Raw genomic sequence first — 24,546 nt, 5'->3', positions numbered from 1 at the left:
TCTGCGCCTCACTTCCTCGGCGATGATCTGCGGCGGGGCGCTGCCTTCGACGGGGTGTCGAGGACTGTTCGTTCTTGCACAGCCGTCTGGCTCGGCAGGCGGTGCAGATTGCTTGCGGTCTCGTGCTGCTCACGCGCCGGCGAAGAGGCAGGAAACATCCTGCTGATCCGCTCGAAACGGGCAAGCGCTTCGCCTTCGAGGGGCCCTGCAGCGGTCAGAATGTCGTGAAATTCCTCGAGCGAAATATGGGGCGCCTCGGCTTGCAACACCGTGGCGATCGCTGCGACCGCCGCTTCGCCGTCGAAGCGCAGCATGAAGAACTGTTCGCGGACGTTGAGCTTGAACTGCTGCAGCGTCATGCCGTCGAGACTTTGATGCTTGCCGTGCAGGCGACGCAGGACGGCAAAGATCCGTTCGTCGATTCCGCCGCGCGCCGCCAGGACGTACATCACCGCCCGCAGGATCGCGATCTTGGCGCTGATGCGGCCGACCCGTTGAGTCAGGTCGGAACGACCTGCTTCGAGCGCCGCGACGCCGCGCTCGCGATCGGCTGGCCACGGGCGCGCCGTCTCGTCGGTGACGCCGAGCGCCGCCTGCAAGGCAGGCGCGCCGTAGATCTGTTTGAAGACGAGTTCGGTCGTGGAATCCCGGATGTCGCGGAACAGGTCGAGCGAGGCGACGATGTTCTGCGAGATGATCTCCTGCCAGGCCAGGAATGGATTGTCCGGGGCTGCGGGGCGGCGGTGTTCCCGCACGAGTTCCGCCCAGCCGCTGACGCCGCGCATGAACGGGTTGTTGTGCGAAAAGATCTCGAACTGTGAGCGCAGCGGATTGAGCCGGCGTTCCAGCTCTGCAGCGGGCGCCGTGGCAGTAGCCTGCACGAATGGGCGCAGCCAGGTCTTGTAGAAACTGGCATTGATCTCGGAGACCCTGGCGACTGTCGCGAACCGGCGGTCATCCTCCGCCGTGTTCAGCCCCAGGGCGCGAATGTCGTCGAGGCTGCGCGCCTCGAAGCGCAGGATATTGTTGCCGGTCACAAGATCGGCGTAGTCCTGGCCGGGCTCGCGCGGCGTTATGACGGCTTCCCAGAGTCCTGGCGGCAGGATGTCGATCAGATCCATGTTCTCCGTGAGTTCGGTATGCTCCTTCTTCGCCACGGAGCTTGAAACGAAGACGCCGAGATGTCCGGCCTGCGGGTGGATGGAGTAGACGATCGTCTGCTCGGCTGCGATCAGCGCGAGGTCGCTTCCATAGAGATCGGTGATCCAGCCGAGCGCCTGCTGCGGCGGCGTGATGTTGTCGCCCCAGGAGCAGAACACGACGATCGGCGAGGTGACTTCGCGCAAATCGATCCGCTTGCCGGAAGAGAGCGTCACTTCCCCCCTTGTCAGCTTGTTGCCGACGAAGAGTTGCTCGACGATGAATTCGATCTCTTCGCGGTTGAGCAGCACATGCCCGCCCCACCATTTCTCGAAGGAGAGAAAGCGTTCGGCCTCGGTGTCGACCTTCGACCAGACATCGTAGAGCTTGCTCCACCAGGTGTTGGCCGGGTTCAGCTTCTCGAAATTCTGAACGAGATAGGCGCCGTCGAAGATGCCGGCGCCGAGATCTCCGGTCAGCGAGGTGAGCCAGGAGCCCCCCAGCATGCCGCCGGAATAGCGCATCGGGTTGAGCCCGTCCTTGCCATTCCAATAAGCCAGCGGCGCGCCCGCGGCCATGATCGGCCCCATCAGCTCGGGCCGGGCGGCGGCGAGCCCGAGCACGGCCCAGCCGGCCTGGCAGTTGCCGATGACGCAAGGCTTGCCGGAATAGCCGGGATGGCGTCTGGTGACGGCCTCGATGAAGGCAGCCTCGGCGCAGCCGACATCCTCGATCGTCTGGCCTTTGACCGGATCCGGCAGGAAGCCGATGAAATAGCAGGGATGTCCGGCAGCGAGCGCTGCGCCGATCTCGCTGTCGGGTTTCATGCCGCCAATGCCCGGACCATGGCCGGCACGCGGATCGACGACGATGAAGGGGCGCGAGGACTCGTCCGTGACGACGCCTTCGGGCGCAATGATCCGGACCAGGCCGTAATTGACCGGGCGGGGCAGGCTACGGCCGCTCATGACGATCTCGAAGCCAAATCCGAGGACATTGGGAGCCGCCATCGCCAGATGGTCGAGATAATTGTCGCCGCGCCGGCGCAACACATCGAGCATCAGCACGTTGCGCTGGGCGGCGTCGACCAGATACGCGGCGAGATCTGAGCCGGAATGGGCCGTCGCAGCGGCAGCGCCGGGCGATGTCGTGGAATATGCGCTCACCATATCGTTGTCCTCATATGGCCGGGGGCCGATACGTCAGAAACTTCACGATGATCTTTTGCACTGCAATATCACCAGACTGAGACGCCCACGCAACCTATGCAAGAGGTGGTTGTCATATGCGGTATTCGCCGGTGCGGGGAATTGACTTCAATCAAGCCGGCTCGTCGGCAGGATATTCAGGGCAGGATGCGATAACTTCGGCCGGTATTTCGACATGCGGTTCGGCAGAGGTGTTGGCGCGATCATGGGAAATGGCGGTGACTGATGGCTGACAATGCAGTTCCGGGCTTGCGCAACGCGAGCACGATCGAACTGAGCCTGACCGATGGCGCGCAGTTGTTCAACACGCTCGATCCGTTTCCCTTCCGCCAGCGCGACCTGTCGGCGGATGCCGAGCAGTACATCGTCGAATGGGCCGAGGAGCTGCCCAAGGATCGCGCCATTGAAATCCTCATCGACATCGCGGCGGACGGCGAAGCCGGCGGCGCGGCGCCCGATCTCGTCGCGGCCATCGGCAATTGGTTCGACGGGCGCGCGCGATCTGAGACAAAGGCGATGCGGCAGCTGTTTCGGGACGGTCGCTTGGCCTTCCTGATCGGCCTCATCGTCCTGAGCGCTTGTCTCTTCATTGGCTGGTGGCTGTCGGAGCGTATCGAAGGGCCGTTCGCGCGCGTGCTTCAGGAGAGCTTCGTGATCGTCGGCTGGGTCGTGATCTGGAGGCCGGCCGAGATGTTCCTCTACGACTGGTTGCCCATGCTTCGCCGGCGGACGCTCTATCGGCGCCTCGCCTCGGCACGGGTCACGGTGAGGAAGACGCCCGCGCCGACGAAGGCGGTGGGCACCTAGAGCATGCTGCGAAAAAGTGGCAACGGTTTTTCGCATTGAGCATGCTCTAAATTATGAGTGTCGATCGCACCGGATCTCCTGTCCGGTCCGAAGATCTAACTTTCGGTGTTTGCATCGGCTTTCCCGAGGGCCGCAATCCACTGTTCGGGCCGATACGCGAGGCGATCGGCACCGCGCTCGCGCTCAGACCGGCTCGATCACGACCAGAATGTCGCCGGCTGCCACCGTCGATCCGGCCCTCGGACCGATCCGTTGAACCGTTCCGCCGGCGGGGCTCTTCAACTCCATGAAGAGCTTCATCGATTCCAACACGGCCACGATCTGCCCGGCCTCGACGGTGTCGCCGGCGCCGACATGCAACGCCGCAAGTGTTCCTGGCATCGGTGCCCGCACGGTGCTGCCGGAATCGCCGCCCGCATCGCGGCGCGCTGCTGCGGCCTCGATCGCAAGCGCGATTTCGATCCGGCCTTCGAAGCCGCCGAGGCGCAGGAGCAGACCCTGGGTATCGCAGACGGCGTATGCCATCTGGCTCGCCCCGCTCATGGTCACCACCCACTCGGCGTCCGAGGCCCCCCGACGGAGCGCGATGTCATGTTGGCCGCCTGCTGACGCGACGCGCAGGAAGCCACCATGGGTTTCGATAGTGAGCCGCGTCGCATCTGCGCCGGCTCCGATGGCCAGATGCGTCGTCGCCGGCCTTCCGGCAGGCGCGAGAAGGCGAAAACCCTTGAGCGCATGCCATGGCGTGCCGTCGGGCTCGGTCCCGCGCGCCGTGAGCCAGAGGGCCGCCGCCACCGCATTGAGCAGGTCCTGCGGCACGGCTTGCGGCTTCCAGCCTCCCGGGAAATTCTCGCTCAGGAACAGGGTTGTGGCCTCGCCCCTCGTGAAGCTCGGAGTTCTCAGGGCATCCGCCAGGAACGCACGGGTGGTCGCCGGCCCGAGCACCACCATCCCATCCAGCCCTCTGGCGAGCCGCTGGGCCGCGCTCGTGCGATCGGGCGCATGGGCGATGACCTTGGCGAGCAGGGAATCGTAATGCGGCGTGACCTCGCTGCCGGCTGCGATGCCGCTGTCGACGCGCGCCGCCTGCGGTTCCCGCCACAGCCTGATCACACCGGTATCGGGCCGGAAGCCGTGCTCCGCCCGCTCTGCCGTCAGCCTGGCTTCGATGGCGTGGCCCGAGCAGCGGATCTCTCCCTGGGCGAGCGGCAGGGGCTCGCCTGCCGCGATGCGGATCTGCCATTCCACCAGATCGAGCCCGGTGATCGCTTCGGTGACCGGGTGCTCGACCTGCAGTCGGGTGTTCATCTCGAGGAAGAACACCTCTTGCGTCACGGCATCGACAAGGAATTCGACGGTCCCGAGATTGTCGTAGGAAATCGCGCGCGACAACCTCAAGGCGTAGTCATGCAGGGCCGCGCGTGTCTCATCCCGCAGGTTCGGGGCTGGCGCTTCCTCGATCAGTTTCTGGTTGGAGCGCTGCACCGAGCAATCGCGCTCGAAGAGATGGACGATGGCGCCGTGCCTGTCGCCCGCGACCTGGACCTCGACATGGCGCGGGCGCGTCACGAATTTCTCGATCAGCAGGCGCCCGTCTCCGAATGCGGCTTGTGCCTCGCTGCCCGCCGCGGAGATGGCGGCATCGAGATCCTCCTCCCGTTCGACCTTGCGGATGCCCTTGCCGCCGCCACCGGCAGAGGCCTTGATCATGACAGGCAGACCGACGCGCAACGCCTCCCGCTTCAGCACGTCGCGGGACTGGTCGGCCCCGTCATATCCGGGCACGCCCGGCACGCCGGCCTCGCGCGCGATCTGCTTGGAGCGGATCTTGTCGCCCATGGCATCGATGGCGGTGGCCGAAGGGCCGATGAAGGTGATTCCTGCCTTTTCGCAGGCTGCGATCAGGTCGAGCCGTTCCGAGAGAAAGCCATAGCCGGGATGGATCGCCTGCGCGCCTGTCGCCAGTGCAGCCTCGATGATCCGGTCGGCTCGCAGATAGCTGTCGCGCGCGGGGGCCGGGCCGATGGAAATGGCCTCGTCCGCGAGGCGCACATGCAGCGCGTCACGGTCCGCATCGGAATGGACTGCAATGGCGCGGATGCCGAGACGGCGGCAGGTCTTGATGATGCGGCAGGCGATCTCGCCGCGATTGGCAATCAGGATGCTCTCGAACATGGCGGCGGTCACATCCGGTAGACGGGGCGAGGGGAGGTGTCGCGCGCTTCGCCTGCGGCAAGCGAGAGACACAGGCCGAGCACGTCGCGCGTCTGCGCCGGCTCGATGATCCCGTCATCCCAGAGCCGTGCAGTCGCATAATACGGGTCGCTCTGCTCCTCGAACTGGGCCCGCGTCCTGCGATCGAGCTCGGCGATCGTTGCCTCGTCGGCCGCGCCCTTCAGGCTCTGGCGGCGCAGTTCCGTGACGACCGTGGCTGCAACCTCGGGGCTCATCGTGGCGATACGGGCATTCGGCCAGGAGAACAGGAAACGTGGCCGGAAGCCGCGCCCGCACATGCCGTAATTCCCGGCGCCATAGGAGCCGCCGATCAGCACGGTGTATTTGGGAACGCGCGCATTCGAGACGGCATAGACCAGCTTGGCGGAATGCTTGGCGATGCCCCCGCGTTCGGCTGCGGTGCCGACCATGAAGCCGGTGATGTTCTGCAGGAAGATCAGGGGGATCTGGCGCTGGTCGCAGAGCTCGATGAAATGGGCGCCCTTCAGCGCCGATTCCGAGAAGAGCACGCCATTATTGGCGATGATCCCGACGGGGTAACCGTGGATGCAGGCGAAGCCGGTGACGAGCGTTGCGCCATAATCGGGCTTGAAGACATTGAAGCTGCTGTCGTCGACGACGCGGGCGATCACCTCGCGCACGTCATAGGGTCTGCGTAGGTCGGTCGGGACGATGTGCTCGAGTTCGGCCGCATCGAGCCGCGGTGGCACGGACGGGTAGGGCGCTGCGCCCAGCCTGCCGATTTCGCCGAGCGAGCCGACGATCTCGCGGAGCTTGGCGAGGCCCTCCATTTCCGTTTCGACCAGATGGTCGCTGACGCCCGAGACCTGGGTGTGCATCTCGGCCCCGCCCAGGGTCTCGCCATCGACGATCTCGTGGATCGCAGCCTTCACGATCGGAGGGCCGCCGAGATGGATGCGCCCGGTGCCCCTGACCATGATCACTTCGTCGGACAGCGCTGGAATATAAGCGCCGCCGGCGGTGCAGCCGCCGAAGACGAGCGAGATCTGGGGAATGCCGGCCGCCGACATCCGGCATTGGTTGTAGAAGGAACCGCCGAAATGGTCGCGGTCCGGAAAGACCCGGTCCTGTTCCGGCAGGAAGGCCCCGCCGCAATCGACCAGGTAGAGGCAGGGCAGGCGATGTTCCTCGGCAATCTCCTGCGCCCTGAGATGCTTGCGCACTGTCTCGGCGAAGAACGAGCCGCCCTTCACCGTCGCGTCATTGGCGATCAGCATGCAGGCACGGCCGGAGACGGTGCCGATGCCGGTGACGATGCCGGCGCCGGGCACCTCGTTGCCGTAGAGCCCCCAGGCTGCCAGCGGCGAGAGTTCGAGGAAGGGGGATTGGGCGTCGAGCAGCAGGTCGATGCGCTCGCGCACCATGATCTTGCCGCGCGTTTCGTGCCGCTCGCGCATTCTGGGGCCGCCGCCATTGGCGACGAGGGCATGGCGCTCGCGCAGGGTGGCGAGCATCTCGGTGAGAGGCGGGGGCACGTTTGCGCGCGCTTCGCTCGTGGAGCCTGCAGACATGGTTCCTCCCGCCTCGGCGCTCGCCCTTGATCTCGTTGATCAAGTCACCTACCGTCCGTTAGGTAGGCGACTTTGCGCCGAGAGGTCAATCACCGGGGAGAGTGCGATGACGGCGGTGGACAGACTGGGGCCCAGGACCGACGAAGAGCTGCGCCGCTCGCCTTACTTCACCGAGGAGCACGAGGCGCTGCGCGATCAATTGCGCCGCTTCGTCGAGACCGAGATCAAGCCGCATGCGCTCGCCTGGGAGGAGGCCGGTTTCGTGCCGCGGGAGGTGCTGCGTCGGATGGGCGAGCTCGGTTTCTTCGGCATCCGCTACCCCGCCGAATTCGGCGGCTCGGAGATGGATACGCTGGCGACCGTGATCCTCGCCGAGGAGCTTGGTCGCTCGACTTTCTCCGGCGTTGCTATCACCGCGTTGGTCCATACCGACATGGCCTCTGTCCATGTCTTCAATGCCGGCAGCAAGGCGCAGCATGACCGCTACATGCCGGACATCATCGCCGGCAAGACGATCTGCGCGGTGGCGGTGACCGAGCCTGACGCGGGTTCGGATGTGAAGGGCATCCGCACCACGGCACGGCGCGAGGGCGAAACCTATGTCCTGAACGGCGCCAAGATGTTCATCACCAACGGTGTCCATGCCGATCTCTACTGCGTCGCCGCCAAGACCGATCTCTCGGCCAGGCCCTCGCAATCGGTCTCGATCTTCCTGGTCGAGAAGGGAACGCCCGGTTTCCGGGTCTCACGCGCACTCGACAAACACGGCTGGCGCTCTTCCGACACCGCCGAGCTCGTCTTCGAGGACTGCCGCATCCCGGCCGCGAACCTGCTCGGCCAGGAGGGGCGCGGCTTCTACGCGATCATGCGCAACTTCCAGAATGAGCGCACGGTCATCGGCGCGATGGCGATGGGCGAGGCGCAGGCTGCGCTCGATCTCACGCTGGACTATGTCCGCACCCGCAAAGCCTTCGGGGCTCCACTCTGGGAAAAGCAGGCCATCCGCCAGAAGCTCGCCATGCTCTCCGCCAAGGTCGAGGCGGGGCGCCAGCTCGTCTATCACGCCGCCTGGCTCGACGCCCGTGGCGCTGAGGCAACGCGCGAGGTCTCTATGGTCAAGGCGTATTGCGGCGAACTGGTCAACGAGGTGATGTATGCCTGCCTGCAGTTCCATGGCGGCATGGGGTTCATGCGCGAAAGCGCCATTGAACGCCTGACGCGGGATGCGCGGGTCCAGTCGATTGGCGGCGGGGCCACCGAAGTCATGCTGGAAGAGGTGGCGAAGCGGTTGTGAGCATTCAGACGACGAAAGCGGAGCGCGGTGCCGTAGAAGGGGGCGCGCGCCGGCTGATCCTCGACACGGCTGCACGCCTGCTGCGCCAGGGTGGCTATCACCAGACCACCCTGCGCGAGATCGCCGAGGCGGTCGGTATCCGCAAGGCCAGCCTCTACTATCACTTCGCGTCGAAGGAGGAGATCGTCGAGGCCGTCGTCAATGACGGCGTTCGCTTCGTTCAGGAGGCGGTGGTTGCCGCTTTGCAGGGATCCGAGGGGGCCGAGCCACGTGCCCGGCTGGAATGCGCGATTCACGCACATCTGACGGCGCTGCATGGCCATGGCGATTACACCTCGGCGAGCATCAAGGCCTTTGCCTTCGGCGCGATGTCGGTGCCGGACAGCGTGCGCAGGGTTCGCCGCGCTTATGAGGACGTCTGGCGTCTCCTGATCGCCGAGCTTCAGGCCGCCGATGTGATCGCCGCAGAGCGTTCGCCGGAGGCGCTGCGCCTCTTCCTGCTCGGCGCCCTCAACGGCTCCACCGACTGGTACCGCCCCGGGCGCTTCGACATCCCGGAACTGGCACGCGAATTCGCCGCTCTGATTGCGCCGCGGCTTGCCACGCCCGATTGACGCATTGCGCTGCAACAAGTTCCGGCTGCCTTAACGCGGTTTTGACCTTCGCATCGTAACGATGCGGCATGCAACGCGACAGTTTGTTCCGATTTGGTGGAGAATTCCGCGATTCCGACCGGGAGGAGATCTTCCAGGCGGCCCGGTTGCCGGAGACCCTCCGGCAGTGCCGACTGATCTTCCTGATCTCGGCGCTGCTGAACACGTTCTTCCTCGTCAGCGACTGGCGCTTCTTCGGGACGCCGCATTTCCTCGTCGCGGTGTCAGCACGCCTCTCCGTCGTGGCGGTGTCGGTTCTCTGTGCGATCCTGATCCGCAGGGCTACCCGCTTCAAGCAGGCCGAGGCCGTGACCGTCCTGTGGGAGGTCGGCTGCGCCGTGGCGGTCGCCTTCCTGGTCAGCTCGCGCAGCGATCTGGCGCTTTTCGTCGTGCTGCTGCTGCCCTCCATCTTCTATCTGGTGGCGCCGATATCCTTCCGCTGGACCTTCATCCTCGGCTTCTGCACCAGCCTGCTCATGCTGGTCGGCTATCTCGGTTGGGGCCCCTATCCCAGCACCTTCGTCGGGCTGGTGCTCGTGCTGGCGATGCTGAACTTCGCGCTCGGCCTGGTCGTGATCCACGCCAACCGCCTGAGGCGGCTGGAATGGACTGCGACCCAATCAGAGCGGGCTGCAAAGGAGGAGCTCGACGAGAGCCGTGCCATGATCGAGCGCCTCTTCATGGCCGTGCCGATCCCGCTCGTCGTCGCATCGGTGGCGGATGGGCGCTTCGCGCGGGCCAATGACGCGGCGCTGCGCTTCTTCGGCAAGGGGACGGGAGGCGATCTGCGCGAGGTGGCTGTGCCGGATGTCTTCGTCGATGCGGAAAGCCGGCGCAGCCTGACGCGGCAATTGCTTCGCGGCGCACATGTCGGCGAGTTCGAGGCCGCGATCCGTGACGGATCCGGCGCGAGCCGCGACGCATTGATCACTGCGACTTCCTTGTCGATGGGCCAGTCCTCGACGATCGTCGCCGGCATTGTCGACATTACCGAGCGCAAGGCCGCCGAAGCGCATGTTCGCTGGCAGGCGACGCATGACGCTCTGACCGGCCTGCCGAACCGCCTGCTCTTCCAGGAGCGTCTGCAGGAAGCCCTGGCGGCTCTCGGCGATGGCGCGACCGTGAGCCTGTTCCTGGTCGATCTCGACGATTTCAAGTCGGTCAACGACACGCTTGGGCACGATGCCGGAGATGCCCTGCTGAACGAAGCAGCCGCGCGCCTCCTGCGCCATACGGCCCTCGGAGATCTCGTCGCGCGACTGGGCGGCGACGAATTCGTGGTGCTCTCGACCGAGACGATGGACGTGCCCGGGGCCGAGGCCAAGGCGGAACGGCTGCTGACGGCGCTGCGTGGCCCGCTCAGCCATCTCGGACACGCGATTTCCTCTCGCGCCAGTCTCGGCATCGCGCTTGCGCCACAGCATGATCGCGCTCCGATCGAGCTGATGAAGGATGCCGATCTCGCGCTCTATCGCGCCAAGGCCTTGGGCCGGAACATGGCGGTGGTCTATGACAGCGGCATGCGCGAGGCGATGAACGCGCGCGTCGCTATTTGCCGCGAATTGGCCGAGGCGTTGGCGCAGGACCGCATCCTGCCCTTCTATCAGCCGCAGGTTTCACTGGTCTCTGGCGCCATCGACGGCCTTGAGGCGCTGGCACGTTGGCGCCATCCGGAACGCGGGATCGTACCGGCAGCCGCGTTCGTCCATGGGCTGGAAGATCCGGAGACCGCTTCTGCGATTGGCGATATCATCCTGCGCAAGGCGATTGCCGATCTGAGCAGCTGGCTCGCAACAGGGACCAGGGTCCCTCGAGTCTGGGTCAATCTCGCGCCAGCGGTGTTCCGCGATCCGCAGTTTTCGCAGAAGCTGCTGGCCCAACTCGCCGCGGCGGGCGTGCCGACATCCTGCTTTGGCGTCGAAGTCACCGAGACGGTGCTTCTTGCCCGCGCGGCCGGGGATGCCGAGCGCGCACTGAAGACGCTTCGCGAAAACGGTGTCTGCGTCGCTCTGGACGATTTCGGCACCGGCTACGCGTCGCTGACCCATCTCAGGCGCTTCCCCGTCGATGTGATCAAGATCGACCGCGGTTTTGTCCGCCATCTCGATGAGGGCGGGGAGGATGCTGCGATCGTGCGCGCGATCATCAACCTCGCGGCCGACCTGAAGCTGGATCTCATTGCGGAAGGTGTCGAGACGCGGAAGCAGGAGGCCTTCCTGCGCCAGTGCGGCTGCAACTTCGCGCAAGGCTATCGCTATTCCCGCCCGGTCCCGGCGAACCGGGTGCCGTGGCTGAGCCAGCAGTCAGGCTTGCAGCCGGCCGAACCCGCCATGGATGCAGACCGGGGCGGCGTGGCTGCGGCCTGACCACGCGCCCGGCGCTTGCTAAGCATGTCATTGCAAGCTCGCGCACCGTCGAGGGGATGGTGCAGATCAACAAGCCGAGGACCGTTTCCGCATGCGCGCCTTCTACCACCCGGACCAGTCGCTCCACGATCCGCAGCAATACATGCGCTTCGGCCGCGTCGTCGCGCCGAAGGATCTGCCGGAACGCACGGAGCAATTGCTGGGCGCGCTCGCCCGCCATGGCATCACGCCGGAGCGCCCCGGTGCTCACGGCGTCGACCCGATACTGGCCGTGCACAGCGAGGAATTCGTCCACTTCCTCGAGACCCTGTGGGAGCGCTGGGTCCAACTGCCCGAGCGTGGCCCCGAAGCGTGGCCCAACACTTTCCCCTATTGGAGCGGCAGGGTCGATGAGGACATGCGTCCGCCTTGTCGGCCAACCGGCCTGATGGGCCAGCTCGGCTGGTTCCTCGGCGATCTCTCCGTGCCGGTCGGCGAGCATTGCTGGACCTCGACGCTGCGTTCGGCCGAGACTGCGGTGTCAGGCGCCGAGGCCATCCTGGCCGGCGAGCGCGCGGTCTATGCGCTTTGCCGCCCCTCTGGGCACCATGCCCGCGCCGACCGTGCCACCGGCTTCTGCTACATCAACAATACGGCGGTCGCGGCCCAGCGCCTGCGCTCGAAATTTGGCAAGGTCGCGATCCTTGATGTCGATGCGCATCATGGCGACGGCACGCAGCAGATCTTCTACCGCCGCTCGGATGTGCTGACGATTTCGGTCCATGCCGACCCGGTGAACTACTATCCCTTCTTCACCGGCTATGCGGACGAGCGCGGAAACGGTGCGGGCGAGGGCTTCAATATCAACCTGCCGCTCGCCCATGGCGCGGGCGGCGCCGAAATGGAGGCCGCCGTCGATCGTGCCGGCAAGGCCATCCGTGACTTTGGCGCCGAGGCGCTGGTCATTGCGCTCGGCTATGACGCGCACAAGGACGACCCGATCGGTGTGCTCAAGCTCGAGGCGGCTGATTTCGGAACGATCGGCCGGCAGGTGAAGGCCATGGGATTGCCGACCCTGGTGGTGCAGGAGGGGGGCTATGCGATCGAGGCGATCGGCGGCTGCCTCGACGGCTTCCTGACCGGCTTTGGTGCCTGAAGACGGCGTCACGGTGCAGACGATCGCCCATATCTCGCTGCTGGTGCGCGACTATGATGAAGCGATTGCCTTCTTCGTGCAGAAACTCGGCTTTCGCCTGGTCGAGGATACGCCACTTGAGCCGGGGAAGCGCTGGGTGCTCGTCGCACCCGCGACTTCCACTGGCACCGCGTTGCTGCTCGCACGTGCTACTACGCGCGAGCAGCAGGCGCAGATCGGCAACCAGAGTGGTGGACGGGTCTTTCTGTTCCTGCAGACGGACGATTTCGCTCGCGACTATGCCGCGATGCTGGCGCGCGGCGTCGTGTTTCGCGAAGGGCCGCGCCGGGAAGTTTATGGGACGGTCGCAGTGTTCGAGGATCTCTGCGGCAATCGCTGGGATCTCATCGAGCCGGCGGGCTGACGGCTTCGTCTTGCCGCGTCTCTCGTGATGCTCGGTCCTGTGCCGGGCATCACGCATTGAAGTCACAATCGAACAACGAGGGCGCGGGCGGCCGGGGCAAGCCCGGCCTCCGCGCCAGGCGAAATCTCAGATTACCGCCTCGATCAGGAACGGCCCCTTCCGGGACAACGCGCCCTGGAACAGCTTGGTAAATTCCTCGGCGGTGGTCGCGCGGCCCGCTTCGACGCCCATGCCGCGCGCCATCGAGACCCAGTCGAGCGTCGGCTCGTCGAGATTGAGCATCAGTTTGGCGTTGCGGCCGAAATCATTGACGCCGACGGCGCGCATTTCGCCATGCAGGATCTGGTAGGTCCGGTTGGCGAAGACCACCGTGACGACGTCGAGATTCTCGCGCGCCTGCGTCCACAGCCCCTGAACCGTATACATGCCGGAGCCATCGGCCTGCATGCCGATGACCTTGCGGTCCGGGCAGGCCACCGCTGCGCCGATCGCGAGTGGAATGCCCTCGCCAATCGCGCCGCCGGTGAGCTGGATATAGTCGTGCGGCGGGGCGTTGTGGCATTGCTGGTAGAAGACGCGGCCCGATGAGACCGACTCGTCGCAGATGATGCTGTTCTCGGGCAGCAGCGTCGCCACGATCGTGCAGACCTTGTCGGCGTCGAGCGCGCCGGTCGGCAGGGCAGCAACCTCCTTGCGAGGCTCCGCGACATAGAGCGGTTGGCTCTGGCGCGCGCCAAGCTCATCGGCCAGCGCCTCGATCGCGAGCGGCAGGTCGTCGCCGATCTCGGCCAGCGTCACCACCTTGCAGCTGTCCTGGATCAGGCGGCCGGGCTTGCCCGGATAGGCAAAGAAGCCTACCGGCACCTTGGCGCCGACCAGAACCAAAAGGTCGATATCCTTGAGCGCCTCGAGCGCGATATCGACCGGGTAGGGCACTTTCGGCAGGGCGACACGGCCGACGCCGCGCTCGATGCGGCCATTCGACATCTGGCCGAAAACGCGCGCGCCGGTGACGGCGCAGATCCGCGCCGCCATCGCCATCGGGCCTTCGCGCAAAGCCATATTGGTCATCATCAGGGCGGCACGCTTGCCGTGCTTGCGAAGGGCGGCTGCGGCCTCCTTCACGGCGGTCATATCGACCGATTTCAGCTTCGGCACGGCGACCGGCGCAAGCTTGGCCGGCTCGACGCTGCCCCAGGCGCAATCCGCCGGAAGGATCACGGTGGTTACGCCCGGCAGCGACATGGCGGCGGCATAGGATTCGCCGATCGCCGGGCCGACATCCTCGGGCGTCGTGATCCGACGGACGAAATGGGACATCGGCTGGGCCAGGCTTTCGATATCGCTGGTCAGTGGCGCGTCATGGACGAGATGATAGGTCGCGTGATCGCCGACCACATTGATCATCGGAGTCCAAGCCCGCCTTGCATTGTGCATGTTGGCAAGGGCGTTCGCCATGCCGGGGCCGCAATGAAGCAGCGTCGCCGCCGGCTTGTCGGCCATGCGGGCGTAGCCGTCGGCCGCACCGGTCACCACACCCTCGAACAAGCCGAGTACGCAGCGCATCTCCGGCTTGCGGTCGAGCGCCGCGACGAAATGCATTTCGGAGGTGCCGGGATTGGCAAAGCAGACATCCACGTCATTGACGAGGAGGGTATCGCAAAGGCGGTCGGCGCCGTTCATTCTGGAAGGACCTCTTGGGAGATGCGCGGCGCGCAGGACCCTGCGAAGGGAACGGAACCCTCGTCCGGTGTCAAACAAGAGAAATTTATCACCTTCGTTCAGGAAACTGATCGCCGCCTTGACGGTTTTGCATATGCATTTAACCTGCCTTGGAATGAAGGTTGCATCCCGCTTCGGATGAGGCGATGGGCTTTAAGTCTCACGGGCGCGAACGACATCAACCAGGGGAAGGGTTTCGACATGACAGGTTTGAAGCGTATCGGAGCCGCGGCCGGACTAGGCTTCGCGGCGCTGCTGGCTGCCACGGGCGCACAGGCGCAGACCAAGGTTTCGATCGGCATTTCCGGCTGGACCGGTTTCGCGCCCCTGGTGCTGGCCAAGGAGGCCGGCATCTTCGCCAAGAATGGCCTCGACGTGTCGATCAAGAAAATCCCGCAGAAGGACCGTCACCTTGCTATCGCCTCCGGCGATATCCAGTGCGCCGCCACGACCGTCGAGACCTGGATCGTCTGGGACGCCGCCGGGATCAAGACCAAGCAGCTCTTCCAGCTCGACAAGAGCTATGGCGCCGACGGCATGGCGGTGCGTAGCGCGACCGGCTCGATCAAGGATCTGAAGGGCAAGACGGTTGCGGCCTCTGCGCCCGGCACGTCGCCTTATTTCGCGCTCGCCTGGTTCCTCAAGGAGAACGGCATGTCGGTCAAGGACGTGACCGTGGTCAACATGGAGCCCGGCCCGGCGGCCCAGGCCTTCATCGCCGGCCAGAATGATGCGGCCATGACCTATGAGCCCTATCTCTCTGCCGTGCGCGACAAGCCGGATGCCGGCAAGATCATCGCGACCACGCTCGATTATCCGATGGTGATGGACACCTTCGGCTGCACGCCGGCCTTCATTGCGGGCAACGAGGCTGCCGTGAAGGGGCTGACCAAGAGCTATTTCGAGGCGCTCGAACTGATCAAGGCCGACCAGGCCAAGGCCTATGGCATCATGGGCGCCGACGTGAAGCAGTCCGGCGAGCAGTTTGGCAAGTCCGCCGGCTTCCTGCGCTGGTCGGATGCCGAGGGCAACAAGAAGTTCTTCTCCGGGGAATGGCAGGCCTTCACCACCAAGGCGGCCGACCTGCTGCTGGAGATCGGCCTGATCAAGTCGAAGCCCGATATCACCACGCTGGTCGATACCCGCTTCGTCTCGGGCGGTGCGATGTGACGATCCTGCCGGACGTGCTTGCGCCACGTCTGGGAATCGTCTTCTGCGGCACTCAGGCCGGGCGCGCCTCAGCCTTGCGGCGCGCCTATTACGCCGGACCGGGGAACAAGTTCTGGCGGGTGCTTCACACCATCGGCCTTCTTTCCCGGCAATTCAGGCCTGAGGATTTTCCTCGCTTGCTCGACTATGGGTTTGGTCTCACCGACGTCGCGAAAGCGACCTCCGGGCCGGATGCCGCGCTCGTTCGTGCTCATTTCGATGTTGAAGGATTCTTGATGAAGATGCGTGCGACGGCTCCGGCCTTCATCGCCTTCAACGGCAAGCGGGCGGCCGAGGCCGTGCTGGGTCAATCCAGTGCTGCCATCGGCTATGGTCGCCAGCCGGTTGATGTCGCGGGTTGCGCGACTTTCGTGCTGCCATCGACCTCCGGCGCGGCCTCGGGCTTCTGGTCGGTCGAACCCTGGCAGGAACTGGCCACGGCCTGGCGTTCGCGGGCGATTTGACGATGAAGCCGCTTCAGCCCGTTTCCGTCCCGTCCCGCGTCGCGCTGGGGCTCGGTTTCTTCGTACTCTTCGTTGCGCTCTGGTCGGTCGCGACCTTCGGCGGCTATGTCCAGCGCCTCTTCCTGGCCGATCCGCTGACCATGGTCGGCGAGGGCTACAAGCTGCTCGTCGAATACGGCTTCGCGTTCGACATCGGCATGACGATCTGGCGTGTCCTCGGCGGCTTCATCCTCGCGGTCATCGTCGCGCTGCCGCTCGGCATCCTGATGGGCGCCTACAAGCCGATCGAGGCCTTCTTCGAGCCCTTCGTCTCCTTCGCGCGCTACCTGCCGGCCTCGGCCTTCATCCCGCTGCTGATCCTCTGGGCCGGCATCGGCGAGACGCAGAAGCTGCTCGTCATCTTCATCGGCTCGGTCTTCCAGATCATCCTGATGATCGCCGTCGCGGTGGGCTCGATCCGGCGCGATCTCGTCGATGCCGCCTACACGCTGGGCGCCAGCGACCGTTCTGTGGTGATGCGCGTGCTGCTGCCCAATGCTGCGCCCGAGATCGCCGAGATCCTGCGCATGGTGCTGGGCTGGGCCTGGACCTATGTCATCGTCGCCGAGCTGATCGGCTCCTCCTCCGGCATCGGCCACATGATCACCGACAGCCAGGCGCTGCTGAACACCGGGCAGATCATCTTCGGCATCATCGTCATCGGCCTGATCGGGCTGATCTCGGATTTCCTGTTCAAGGCGGTCAATCAGCGCCTGTTCCCCTGGGCCGCGAAATGAGCAAGCTCATCATCGACAATGTCGGAAAATCCTTCCCCGCGCGTCATGGCGGGCAGGCGACACGGGCGCTGATGCCGACGTCCCTCAGCGTCTCCGACAACGACTTCATCACCATTCTCGGCCCCTCCGGCTGCGGCAAGTCGACCCTGCTGCGCATGATCGGCGGGCTGGAGACGCCGACGGAAGGGCGCATCCTGCTCGATGGCGAGACGGTGGCAGGGCCCGGTGCGGATCGCGGTTTCGTCTTTCAGAGCTATACCCTCTTTCCCTGGCTGACCGTGGCGCAGAACATCGCCTTCGGCCTGCGCGAGAAGGGCGTGCCGGAGGCGGAGCGGCTGCGGATCGCCGTCGACTGGGCCGGACGCATCGGTCTCAAGGGCTTCGAGAACCATTTCCCCAAGCAGCTGTCGGGCGGCATGCAGCAGCGCACCGCGATCGCGCGCGCCCTCGCCAATGATCCAAAGATCCTGTTGCTGGACGAGCCCTTCGGCGCGCTCGACAACCAGACACGCGCCCTGATGCAGGAAATGCTGCTCGGCATCTGGGAGCGCGAGCAGAAGACCGTGCTCTTCGTCACCCATGACGTCGAGGAGGCGATCTTCATGGCCTCGCGCGTCGTGGTGATCAGCGCCCGGCCGGGACGCGTCAAGGCGGACATCCCGGTCGACCTCCCGCATCCGCGTCCTTACACGATCAAGACGAGCCCGGAATTCGTCGCGCTCAAGGAGCGGCTGGTCGAGGAGATCCGGGCAGAGGTGATGGCGAGCGCGGCTTAGCCCGCGATCTTGTGCAGCGGAGTTCCGGCGATCGGTCGCCCTGTCTTGGTCAGGAGCGTGCAGAGCCTGCAACTCTGAGATTCCGGGGATCTCCCTCAGGTAGAATTTCGGGCTGCTTGAAGGTCACGCCGTTCGGCGTCGGGATCGGCGTCTGTGTCACCACATATTGCGGCTGGCCCTTGAAGTTCGGATCTCCGGGGGGAGGCGTCAGGAGTTGGAGCCGCAGCAGCATCGCAGCGTCCTCATGGGTGGCGTTATGGCAATGGGTCACATAGGCCCCGCCGAACTCCCCGAACCGCACCTGGAATTTCACCTTGCCCGAGGGCCGCAGGCGCCAGACATCCTTGCGTACAAGGCGCTCCGTTGCGGGAATGGCAGCTCCGCCGCGGTCGATGGTGACGCCTTCCTCGAAATGAAGGTGAATCGGGTGGTCCCAGCCGCCCCCGCCATTGACGAGGGTCCAGTGCTCCACCTCGCCCGGCTTGGGGACCAGGAGGGAGATGCGGTTGGCGTTGAGCGAGTGCGCTGCTTGGCCGTTGACTTTGATGGTCCAGGGAAAGGAATCGGCATTGCCGCAATCGGGGATGCATTGCCCGTCAGCAGTATTGCGAGAATCTCCACCCCCTGACCTGCCGAATTCAAGGGTCCGCTCGCGCACTGGCGCGACGATCGGGATTTGACTGGTCAGGGTCTTGGCGCCGGACCGCCACTCGGGATCGGTGAAATTGACGCTGCGATCCTTGTCGAGCGGATTGCTGGCATTGTAGATCTTGCCGGGATTGTCGACGCTTTGCAGCGAATTCACGACCCGGAACTCAAGGAAGGGGCCGACACAAGGATCGTCACCGCCAGCCTTGAGTGCCCTGTCGATCGAGACGGCGCCGTCTGGCCGGCGCCCGTCGGTCTGCTGCAACAGGTTCACCAGATAGATGCTGTCGCCTGGCGCAAAGGCGGAAAAATCGACAACGATGTCGTAGCGCTCCGCAACGCCCTGCTCGTCCAGTTCGGTCAGGGCGATCGGACTGACAACCAGATTTCCGTCATTGGCGATGAAGTAGAACGGAACTTTGGTGGCTTGCGAGAAGCGAGCACTCTTGTTGACCCCGAGTGCCAGTTTGATGAAGCGCGCGACGGAGACGTTCAGTAGGCGGAAGCGGTAACGTCGCGGCAGCACCTCGAAATACGGATAATAGGTGCCGTTCACCAACAGGATGTCACCCAGGAAGCCATCGGTGTCGAAGATGTCGAACCGGAGCTGCCCATTAGCGTCGAAGGCCGGGTTCGAGATCGCGAGGTTGATGTCGAAATCGACATTGCCCCATTTGAGCTGCGAGCCGCTCGGCAGCCGCAGGTTGAAGCCGTCATCTAGATCTTCGCGGCCTCGATCAGGCCCGCTGTAGATGTTGAAGACAGCGAACATGCCCTTGTAGACGTTCTGCGCCGTGAAGAAGAAGCGATGATCGTGGAACCACAGGCTGCCCTGGATCTCCCGGAAATCGCCCGGGACCTGAACCAGGCCGTTGCCATCGTCGGGTCCCGAAGCCTTGCGCGCAAAGTCGCGGTCGCTGGTCGGCCAGACGCTCGGCAAATCGCGCCGCGCCATGGCTATGGCCCAGTGATAGTCATAGAAAGTCCCGGGGAAATTGAACGCGTTGCAGGCACCGTCGCTCTCGGCGCCGTTATGCGAATTGTGAAGGTGAACCGAGCTTTCGTTGCGCCCGAATCCGCCATTGATGGCCCGGTCGACTGGCAGGTCGTTGTAGATTCGCGTGAGGATCGGTTCGCCGTAGCGGGCCTTGATCAGAACGGGCCTCGCCAACCCCGTGCGCAGGCCGGCGGCATTCCCCGTCTGCCCAGGCTGCCGGGGGCCGAAGGACCAGACGGAGTTTGCGTTCTGGTCCGGCAGCCCTTGGCCGAATTTGCTGCCCGGTCGGACCTGTCCGACCGACAGCAGATAGCCCACCTTCGGGTAAAGCTCCTCCCAGCGCTGATGCGCGAAGAACTCGCCGGGCGGCCGCCCCTCGAACGGCCCGACACCGGTCACCGGATTGCGGAAGACCGCACCGCCGGAATTGGTGAAGTCGGTGTGATAGGAAAAGTTCCTGGCGGCCAGTTCCGTACCGCCCCCACCCGTCTGCCAGGCCGCATCGCCATTCGGCAGGCGCAGCAGCGGGACCGGCCTCTGAAGCTCGGCCCGCGGCATCGGCGTCTGGAACTTGACTGCGCCGAAAGTCGGGCTGCGCGGCACGCTGTCGGCATAGGCGCTACCGACGAACCGGCCGAGCCCGTTCCTCGCGATCAGAAGCCCGCCGGTCGCGAAATATCCCCAGCGCAGCAGATCGCGTTTGGTGATCTGCCCCAAGGCGAGGGCTCTGACGATCTCGAGCCGGTTTTCCAGAGCGCGCTCAGCTTCCTTCAACAGGACGCCGGTGGTCTCGCGCGGAAGATACATGTCCGCCTCCCCGCATCTGGCCAATGGGTGGGAGCCGCCACAACAATTATACCCATGAGGTCGGACTGCGGGGAGAGACCATGGTCGGACAAATCGACAAACCAAAGTCCGCGACCTTGGTCGCACTCAGCCGTACTATCGGCCGCTGGCGTTCTGAAAGACCGAGCTGCTGGTACGGGGCGTAACGGCAGGGGCAGGGCCATCGCTGGAACGGAAGGCGCCTGTCTGCGAAGGCTCATTGACATGCCGGTCGCTACGATGGTTTCCTCTCCAAAATTGGCCTGACCACATGGCCAAATTGACCTCGGTGTTGCCGAGGCAGGGGATGGACCGGGGAGTGACACGTGCCGCTCGAAGCCGTCGAGTCGCCGCGCCTTTATCGTCAGATCGCCGATCAGCTGCGTCATCTCATTGATCGGCAGGAGTTTCCCGTCGGCGCACGCCTGCCACCTGAGCGAGAACTCGCGGAAAAGCTCGGCGTCTCTCGTCCTTCAGTGCGCGAGGCCTTGATCGCGCTCGAGGTCGAGGGGCGGGTGCGTATCCGCATGGGCTCCGGCGTCTACGTGATCGATCCGCCACGTCCGGTTCTCAGCGCCATCCTTGTCTCCGATGATGCGCCCGAGGGGCCTTTCGAGGTCCTGAAGGCCCGCGAGCTGGTGGAGAGCGCGATCTGCGCCGAGGCGGGAGGGCAGGCAACGGGCGAGGATCTCGCGCGCCTCGATGAAATCCTGTGCGGAATGGAGGCTCCCGGATTGCCGAGCGACGAACTCGTCGCGCTCGACCGCGCCTTCCATGTCGCGATCGCCGGAATCCTGGGGAACTCCGTTCTGGCCCGCTTTGTTGGCACCTTGTTCGATCAGCGCATCAATCCGTATTTCCAGCAACTCGCGAGCTACTTCGAGAACGAGACATCCTGGCGCGCCGCCGTCGCCGAGCACCGGGTTATCCGTGATGCGCTGGCCGCTGGATCGGGAGAGGCCGCAAGCACGGCGATGCGCCGGCACCTGCGCTGCTCGCAGGAGCGTTTTTCGCAGAGTTTCGGTGAAGGAGTTTCAAGCGGGCAGGAGAGCGTCAACTCCTGCCCGGCCAGCAAGAATTGACGCCAAGCAACGATCTTCGAGTCCATGGGAGGACACCTGATGAAGAGCTATCTGACACTGGCTGCAGCCTTTGCCGCCGGCCTCGTTCTTGCCGGGGCGCCGGCCCAGGCCCAGACCAAGCTGAAATGGGCGCATGTCTACGAGACTTCCGAGCCGTTCCACACCGAGTCGGTCTGGGCTGCGGACGAGATCAAGAAGCGCACCAACGGCAAATACGAGATCACGGTCTACCCGGCCTCGCAACTCGGCAAGGAAACCGACATCAACCAGGGCCTGACGCTGGGCACCGTCGACATGATCATCTCGGGCTCGAGCTTCGCGGCCCGCGCCTATCCGCCGATCGGCGTGACCTATTATCCCTTCATCTTCCGCGGCCCGGACCACCTCCTCGCCTATGTGAAGAGCGACGTCTTCAAGGAGATGGCGAAGGGCTATCAGGAGAAGAGCGGGCACCAGATCCTGGCCGTCACCTATTACGGCACGCGCCACACCACCGCGAACAAGCCGATCAAGACCTGCGCGGACATGAAGGGGCTGAAGATCCGCGTGCCGGACGTGCCGGCCTATCTCGCCATGCCACGCGCCTGCGGCGCCAATACGACGCCGATCGCCTTCGCCGAGGTCTATCTCGCGCTCCAGAACGGTACGGTCGAGGCGCAGGAGAATCCGCTCAACACGATCGAGGCGAAGAAGTTCTACGAGGTGCAGAAGCACATCGTCCTGACCGGACATATCGTCGACCACCTCAACACGGTCGTCTCCAAGCAGCTCTGGGACAAGCTCTCGCCAGAAGACCGCAAGATCTTCACCGACGTCGCGCAGGAGGCTGCCGAGCGTGCGACCAAGAAGATCCAGTCCGACGAGGTCAAGCTCGTGCAGGTCTTCAAGGACAAGGGCCTGTCGGTCACCGAGATCGACAAGGCCGACTTCCTCGCTGCCGTACAGAAGAATGTCAGCTTCGAGCAGTTCGGCTACCGCAAGGCCGACTGGGAACGCATCCAGGCGATCAAGTGATCTGATCCGTCGCATCGGGCCGGTCTTTGACCGGCCCTTTTTTGTCCTCACGCCGAGCCGAGGCCGTCGATGTCGAGCGAGACCCCGCAGGAGATCCACATCCCCGTCACCAGCGAGGAAATCGCGCATGTCTTCGACGAGGCGCCACCGCCTGCCGATCTGAGCGGCTATGGCGTCGAGGACTGGGTGACGCTCGCCGCCTTCTGGCTGATGGTCGGTTGCGTCGTGCTGCAGTTCTTCACGCGCTATGTCCTGAACGATTCCTACGCCTGGACGGAAGAGATCGCGATCTACGCGCTGATCGTCGTCGTCTTCCTCGGCGCCTCGATGTGCGTGCGGGCCTCGCGCCACATCCAGGTCGATTTCATCTACCGCTACCTGTCGCCCGGCATGGGGCGGATCCTGTCGACGGGCGTCGATCTCTTGCGGATCGTCTTCTTCGGCTACGCCACCTGGCTCATGTACAAATATGCGTCGCTCATCCCCGATGAGATGATGACGACGATCCAGTTTCCGAAGTCGATCGTCTTCAATGCCGTCGTCATTGCCTTCGCTCTGATGACGCTGCGCTCGATCCAGGTCGCCTGGCAGAATGCACGACGCGGCTATTCCGTGCTGGAACGGCCTTCGGCCTTCGACGGCTCGGAGGCCTGAGGCATGCTCATCCTGCTCGGAACCTTCCTCGGCCTGATGATCCTCGGCGTGCCGGTGGCCATCTCCATGGCCGTCGCCTCTCTCGCCTTCATCGTCATTTCCGGCACTGTGCCCGATGTCATCATGGCGCAGCGGATGATCGCCGGCGTCGAGAGTTTCCCGCTGCTGGCGGTGCCGTTCTTCATCCTTGCCGGCAATCTGATGAACATCGCCGGCGTCACCGGTCGCATCTATGCCTTCGCGGTCGCGCTTGTCGGTTGGATGCGCGGCGGCCTCGCCCAGGTCAACATCATCGGCTCGGTGATCTTCTCGGGCATGTCGGGCACGGCGATCGCGGATGCCGCGGGCATCGGCACGATCGAGATCAAGGCCATGAAGGACCATGGCTATCCCATGGATGTTGCCGTCGGCGTGACGGCGGCCTCGGCGACGCTCGGGCCGATCATTCCGCCTTCACTGCCCTTCGTCATCTACGGCATGATGTCGAACACCTCGATCGGTGCACTTTTCCTTGGCGGTGTCATTCCCGGCGTGGTGATGACGCTGTTCATGATGGGCACGGTCGCCGTCTTCGCCCGCATGCGCGGCTGGGGCTCCGACGCCAAATTCTCGCTGCGCCAGATCGGCTCGGCCGGGATCGAGGTTCTGGTCGTGCTTGGCTTCCCGGTCCTGGCTTATCTGCTCGTCTGGGCAGGCCTGTCGGAGAATGTCGCGATCGGGCTCGCGCTCGTCGCCCTGCTGGCGCTCGACTACTATTTCGACTTCTCGGCGGTGATGGCACTGATGACGCCGGTCATCCTGATCGGCGGCATGACGCTGGGCTGGTTCACGCCGACGGAGGCCGCCGCTGCGGCGGTGATCTGGTCGCTCTTCCTCGGCCTTGTCCGCTATCGCTCGATGACGCTGCGCACACTGACCAAGGCGACCTTCGACACGATCGAGACGACCGCTTCCGTCCTCTTCATCGTCACAGCCGCCTCGATCTTCGCCTGGCTGCTGACGGTCTCGAGCACGGCGCAGATCCTGTCCGACCTGATCCTCGGGCTGACCCAGAACAAATGGGTCTTCCTGATCCTGGTCAATCTGCTGCTGCTCTTCATCGGCTGCTTCCTCGACACCATTGCGGCGATCACCATCGTGGTGCCGATCCTGCTGCCGATCGCCCTCAAGCTCGGCGTCGACCCGATCCATTTCGGGTTGATCATGACGCTGAACCTGATGATCGGCCTGCTGCATCCGCCGCTCGGCATGGTGCTCTTCGTGCTTTCGCGGGTGGCGAAACTCTCGGTCGAGCAGACCACCATGGCGATCCTGCCCTGGCTGGTGCCGCTCTTCCTGGCGCTCTTCGCCATCACCTTCATTCCCGAGTTGACGCTGTGGCTGCCGCGAACGATGGGGATGTTGCGGTAATATTCGGCGGCGGAGCCGAGCCTCCGCCGCCATGCACTGAAGTCAGGCCCCTGTTGCACTCCCAGGTTGAAGGTGTTGCACTGAAGGGGCTCCATTGCCATTTTTTTGGCGAAGGGGAGTTCGCTGACGGAGTGACGTCCTTGCGCGCGCTCATTGAATCGATGTTGTCTCGGCTGGTGGGGAAATCCCGGCTCGA

At 64.6% G+C, this 24,546-nt stretch carries 19 protein-coding genes; 14 read left to right on the top strand and 5 right to left on the bottom strand.

Annotated features, from left to right (window positions below; genetic code table 11):
* Positions 1-8: 8 nt before the first annotated feature.
* A complete protein-coding gene (locus AB4118_RS12715) occupies positions 9-2,309 on the bottom strand; it encodes a DUF3141 domain-containing protein (RefSeq protein WP_441490074.1) in 2,301 nt (766 codons plus the stop codon).
* Positions 2,310-2,645: 336 nt separating this feature from the next.
* Between AB4118_RS12715 and AB4118_RS12710 the strand changes: the two genes are divergently transcribed.
* Positions 2,646-3,155 carry a hypothetical protein gene (locus tag AB4118_RS12710; RefSeq protein ID WP_441490073.1) on the top strand — a complete coding sequence of 170 codons (510 nt, stop codon included), beginning with the start codon at positions 2,646-2,648 and terminating at the stop codon, positions 3,153-3,155.
* A 183-nt stretch (positions 3,156-3,338) separates the two neighbouring features.
* Here the strand turns inward: AB4118_RS12710 and AB4118_RS12705 are convergent, their stop codons facing one another.
* Both AB4118_RS12705 and AB4118_RS12700 read right to left on the bottom strand, forming a co-directional pair.
* Complete coding sequence (locus tag AB4118_RS12705; RefSeq protein WP_441490072.1) at positions 3,339-5,330, bottom strand: acetyl/propionyl/methylcrotonyl-CoA carboxylase subunit alpha; 1,992 nt, start codon at positions 5,328-5,330, stop codon at positions 3,339-3,341.
* Between the two features lie 8 nt (positions 5,331-5,338).
* Positions 5,339-6,922, bottom strand: a complete 1,584-nt coding sequence (locus tag AB4118_RS12700; RefSeq protein WP_441490071.1) for an acyl-CoA carboxylase subunit beta — start codon at positions 6,920-6,922, stop codon at positions 5,339-5,341.
* A gap of 106 nt (positions 6,923-7,028) precedes the next feature.
* On the opposite strand from AB4118_RS12700, the gene AB4118_RS12695 reads away from it, so the two are divergent.
* From AB4118_RS12695 to AB4118_RS12675, 5 genes are all read left to right on the top strand, one after another.
* Entirely contained in the window at positions 7,029-8,216 is a 1,188-nt protein-coding gene (locus AB4118_RS12695; RefSeq protein ID WP_441490070.1) for an acyl-CoA dehydrogenase family protein, read from the top strand.
* A complete protein-coding gene (locus tag AB4118_RS12690; protein ID WP_441490069.1) occupies positions 8,213-8,830 on the top strand; it encodes a TetR/AcrR family transcriptional regulator in 618 nt (205 codons plus the stop codon). Before AB4118_RS12695 ends, AB4118_RS12690 begins: the two co-directional genes overlap by 4 nt.
* Before the next feature lie 68 nt (positions 8,831-8,898).
* A complete protein-coding gene (locus AB4118_RS12685) occupies positions 8,899-11,235 on the top strand; it encodes a putative bifunctional diguanylate cyclase/phosphodiesterase (RefSeq protein ID WP_441490068.1) in 2,337 nt (778 codons plus the stop codon).
* 91 nt (positions 11,236-11,326) lie between these two features.
* A complete protein-coding gene (locus tag AB4118_RS12680; protein ID WP_441490067.1) occupies positions 11,327-12,370 on the top strand; it encodes a histone deacetylase family protein in 1,044 nt (347 codons plus the stop codon).
* Positions 12,363-12,773 carry a VOC family protein gene (locus AB4118_RS12675; protein ID WP_441490066.1) on the top strand — a complete coding sequence of 137 codons (411 nt, stop codon included), beginning with the start codon at positions 12,363-12,365 and terminating at the stop codon, positions 12,771-12,773. The genes AB4118_RS12680 and AB4118_RS12675 overlap by 8 nt, the downstream gene beginning before the upstream one ends.
* Before the next feature lie 126 nt (positions 12,774-12,899).
* Here the strand turns inward: AB4118_RS12675 and AB4118_RS12670 are convergent, their stop codons facing one another.
* A complete protein-coding gene (locus tag AB4118_RS12670; RefSeq protein WP_441490065.1) occupies positions 12,900-14,456 on the bottom strand; it encodes an acetolactate synthase large subunit in 1,557 nt (518 codons plus the stop codon).
* A 240-nt stretch (positions 14,457-14,696) separates the two neighbouring features.
* Between AB4118_RS12670 and AB4118_RS12665 the strand changes: the two genes are divergently transcribed.
* The 4 genes from AB4118_RS12665 to AB4118_RS12650 are packed head-to-tail and all read left to right on the top strand — an operon-like array spanning position 14,697 to position 17,720.
* Positions 14,697-15,665 carry an ABC transporter substrate-binding protein gene (locus tag AB4118_RS12665; protein WP_441490064.1) on the top strand — a complete coding sequence of 323 codons (969 nt, stop codon included), beginning with the start codon at positions 14,697-14,699 and terminating at the stop codon, positions 15,663-15,665.
* Positions 15,662-16,168 carry a mismatch-specific DNA-glycosylase gene (locus AB4118_RS12660; protein ID WP_441490063.1) on the top strand — a complete coding sequence of 169 codons (507 nt, stop codon included), beginning with the start codon at positions 15,662-15,664 and terminating at the stop codon, positions 16,166-16,168. The genes AB4118_RS12665 and AB4118_RS12660 overlap by 4 nt, the downstream gene beginning before the upstream one ends.
* 2 nt (positions 16,169-16,170) lie before the next feature.
* The gene (locus AB4118_RS12655; RefSeq protein ID WP_069877596.1) at positions 16,171-16,944 is read left to right on the top strand and encodes an ABC transporter permease; all 774 of its coding nucleotides are present in this window, start codon (positions 16,171-16,173) and stop codon (positions 16,942-16,944) included.
* A complete protein-coding gene (locus AB4118_RS12650) occupies positions 16,941-17,720 on the top strand; it encodes an ABC transporter ATP-binding protein (protein ID WP_441490062.1) in 780 nt (259 codons plus the stop codon). The genes AB4118_RS12655 and AB4118_RS12650 overlap by 4 nt, the downstream gene beginning before the upstream one ends.
* A gap of 49 nt (positions 17,721-17,769) precedes the next feature.
* Here AB4118_RS12650 and AB4118_RS12645 read toward each other — a convergent pair whose 3' ends face one another.
* Positions 17,770-20,172 (bottom strand): multicopper oxidase family protein, encoded by a 2,403-nt coding sequence (locus AB4118_RS12645; protein WP_441490061.1) that lies wholly within the window; start codon positions 20,170-20,172, stop codon positions 17,770-17,772.
* A gap of 344 nt (positions 20,173-20,516) precedes the next feature.
* Here AB4118_RS12645 and AB4118_RS12640 point away from each other — a divergent pair, with 344 nt between their 5' ends.
* The 4 genes from AB4118_RS12640 (at position 20,517) to AB4118_RS12625 (ending at position 24,350) form a co-directional block, all read left to right on the top strand.
* Entirely contained in the window at positions 20,517-21,272 is a 756-nt protein-coding gene (locus tag AB4118_RS12640) for a FadR/GntR family transcriptional regulator (RefSeq protein WP_441490060.1), read from the top strand.
* Positions 21,273-21,311: 39 nt separating this feature from the next.
* A complete protein-coding gene (locus AB4118_RS12635; protein WP_441490059.1) occupies positions 21,312-22,286 on the top strand; it encodes a sialic acid TRAP transporter substrate-binding protein SiaP in 975 nt (324 codons plus the stop codon).
* A 69-nt stretch (positions 22,287-22,355) separates the two neighbouring features.
* The gene (locus AB4118_RS12630) at positions 22,356-22,940 is read left to right on the top strand and encodes a TRAP transporter small permease (protein ID WP_441490058.1); all 585 of its coding nucleotides are present in this window, start codon (positions 22,356-22,358) and stop codon (positions 22,938-22,940) included.
* A gap of 3 nt (positions 22,941-22,943) precedes the next feature.
* Complete coding sequence (locus AB4118_RS12625; protein ID WP_441490057.1) at positions 22,944-24,350, top strand: TRAP transporter large permease; 1,407 nt, start codon at positions 22,944-22,946, stop codon at positions 24,348-24,350.
* The last annotated feature ends 196 nt before the right edge of the window (positions 24,351-24,546 follow it).

Source organism: Allobosea sp. 2RAB26 (assembly GCF_052115465.1).
Classification (GTDB): Bacteria; Pseudomonadota; Alphaproteobacteria; order Rhizobiales; family Beijerinckiaceae; genus Allobosea.
The sequence above is the reverse complement of the archived record's forward strand: the minus strand, read 5'-3'. Positions and strand labels throughout refer to the sequence as shown.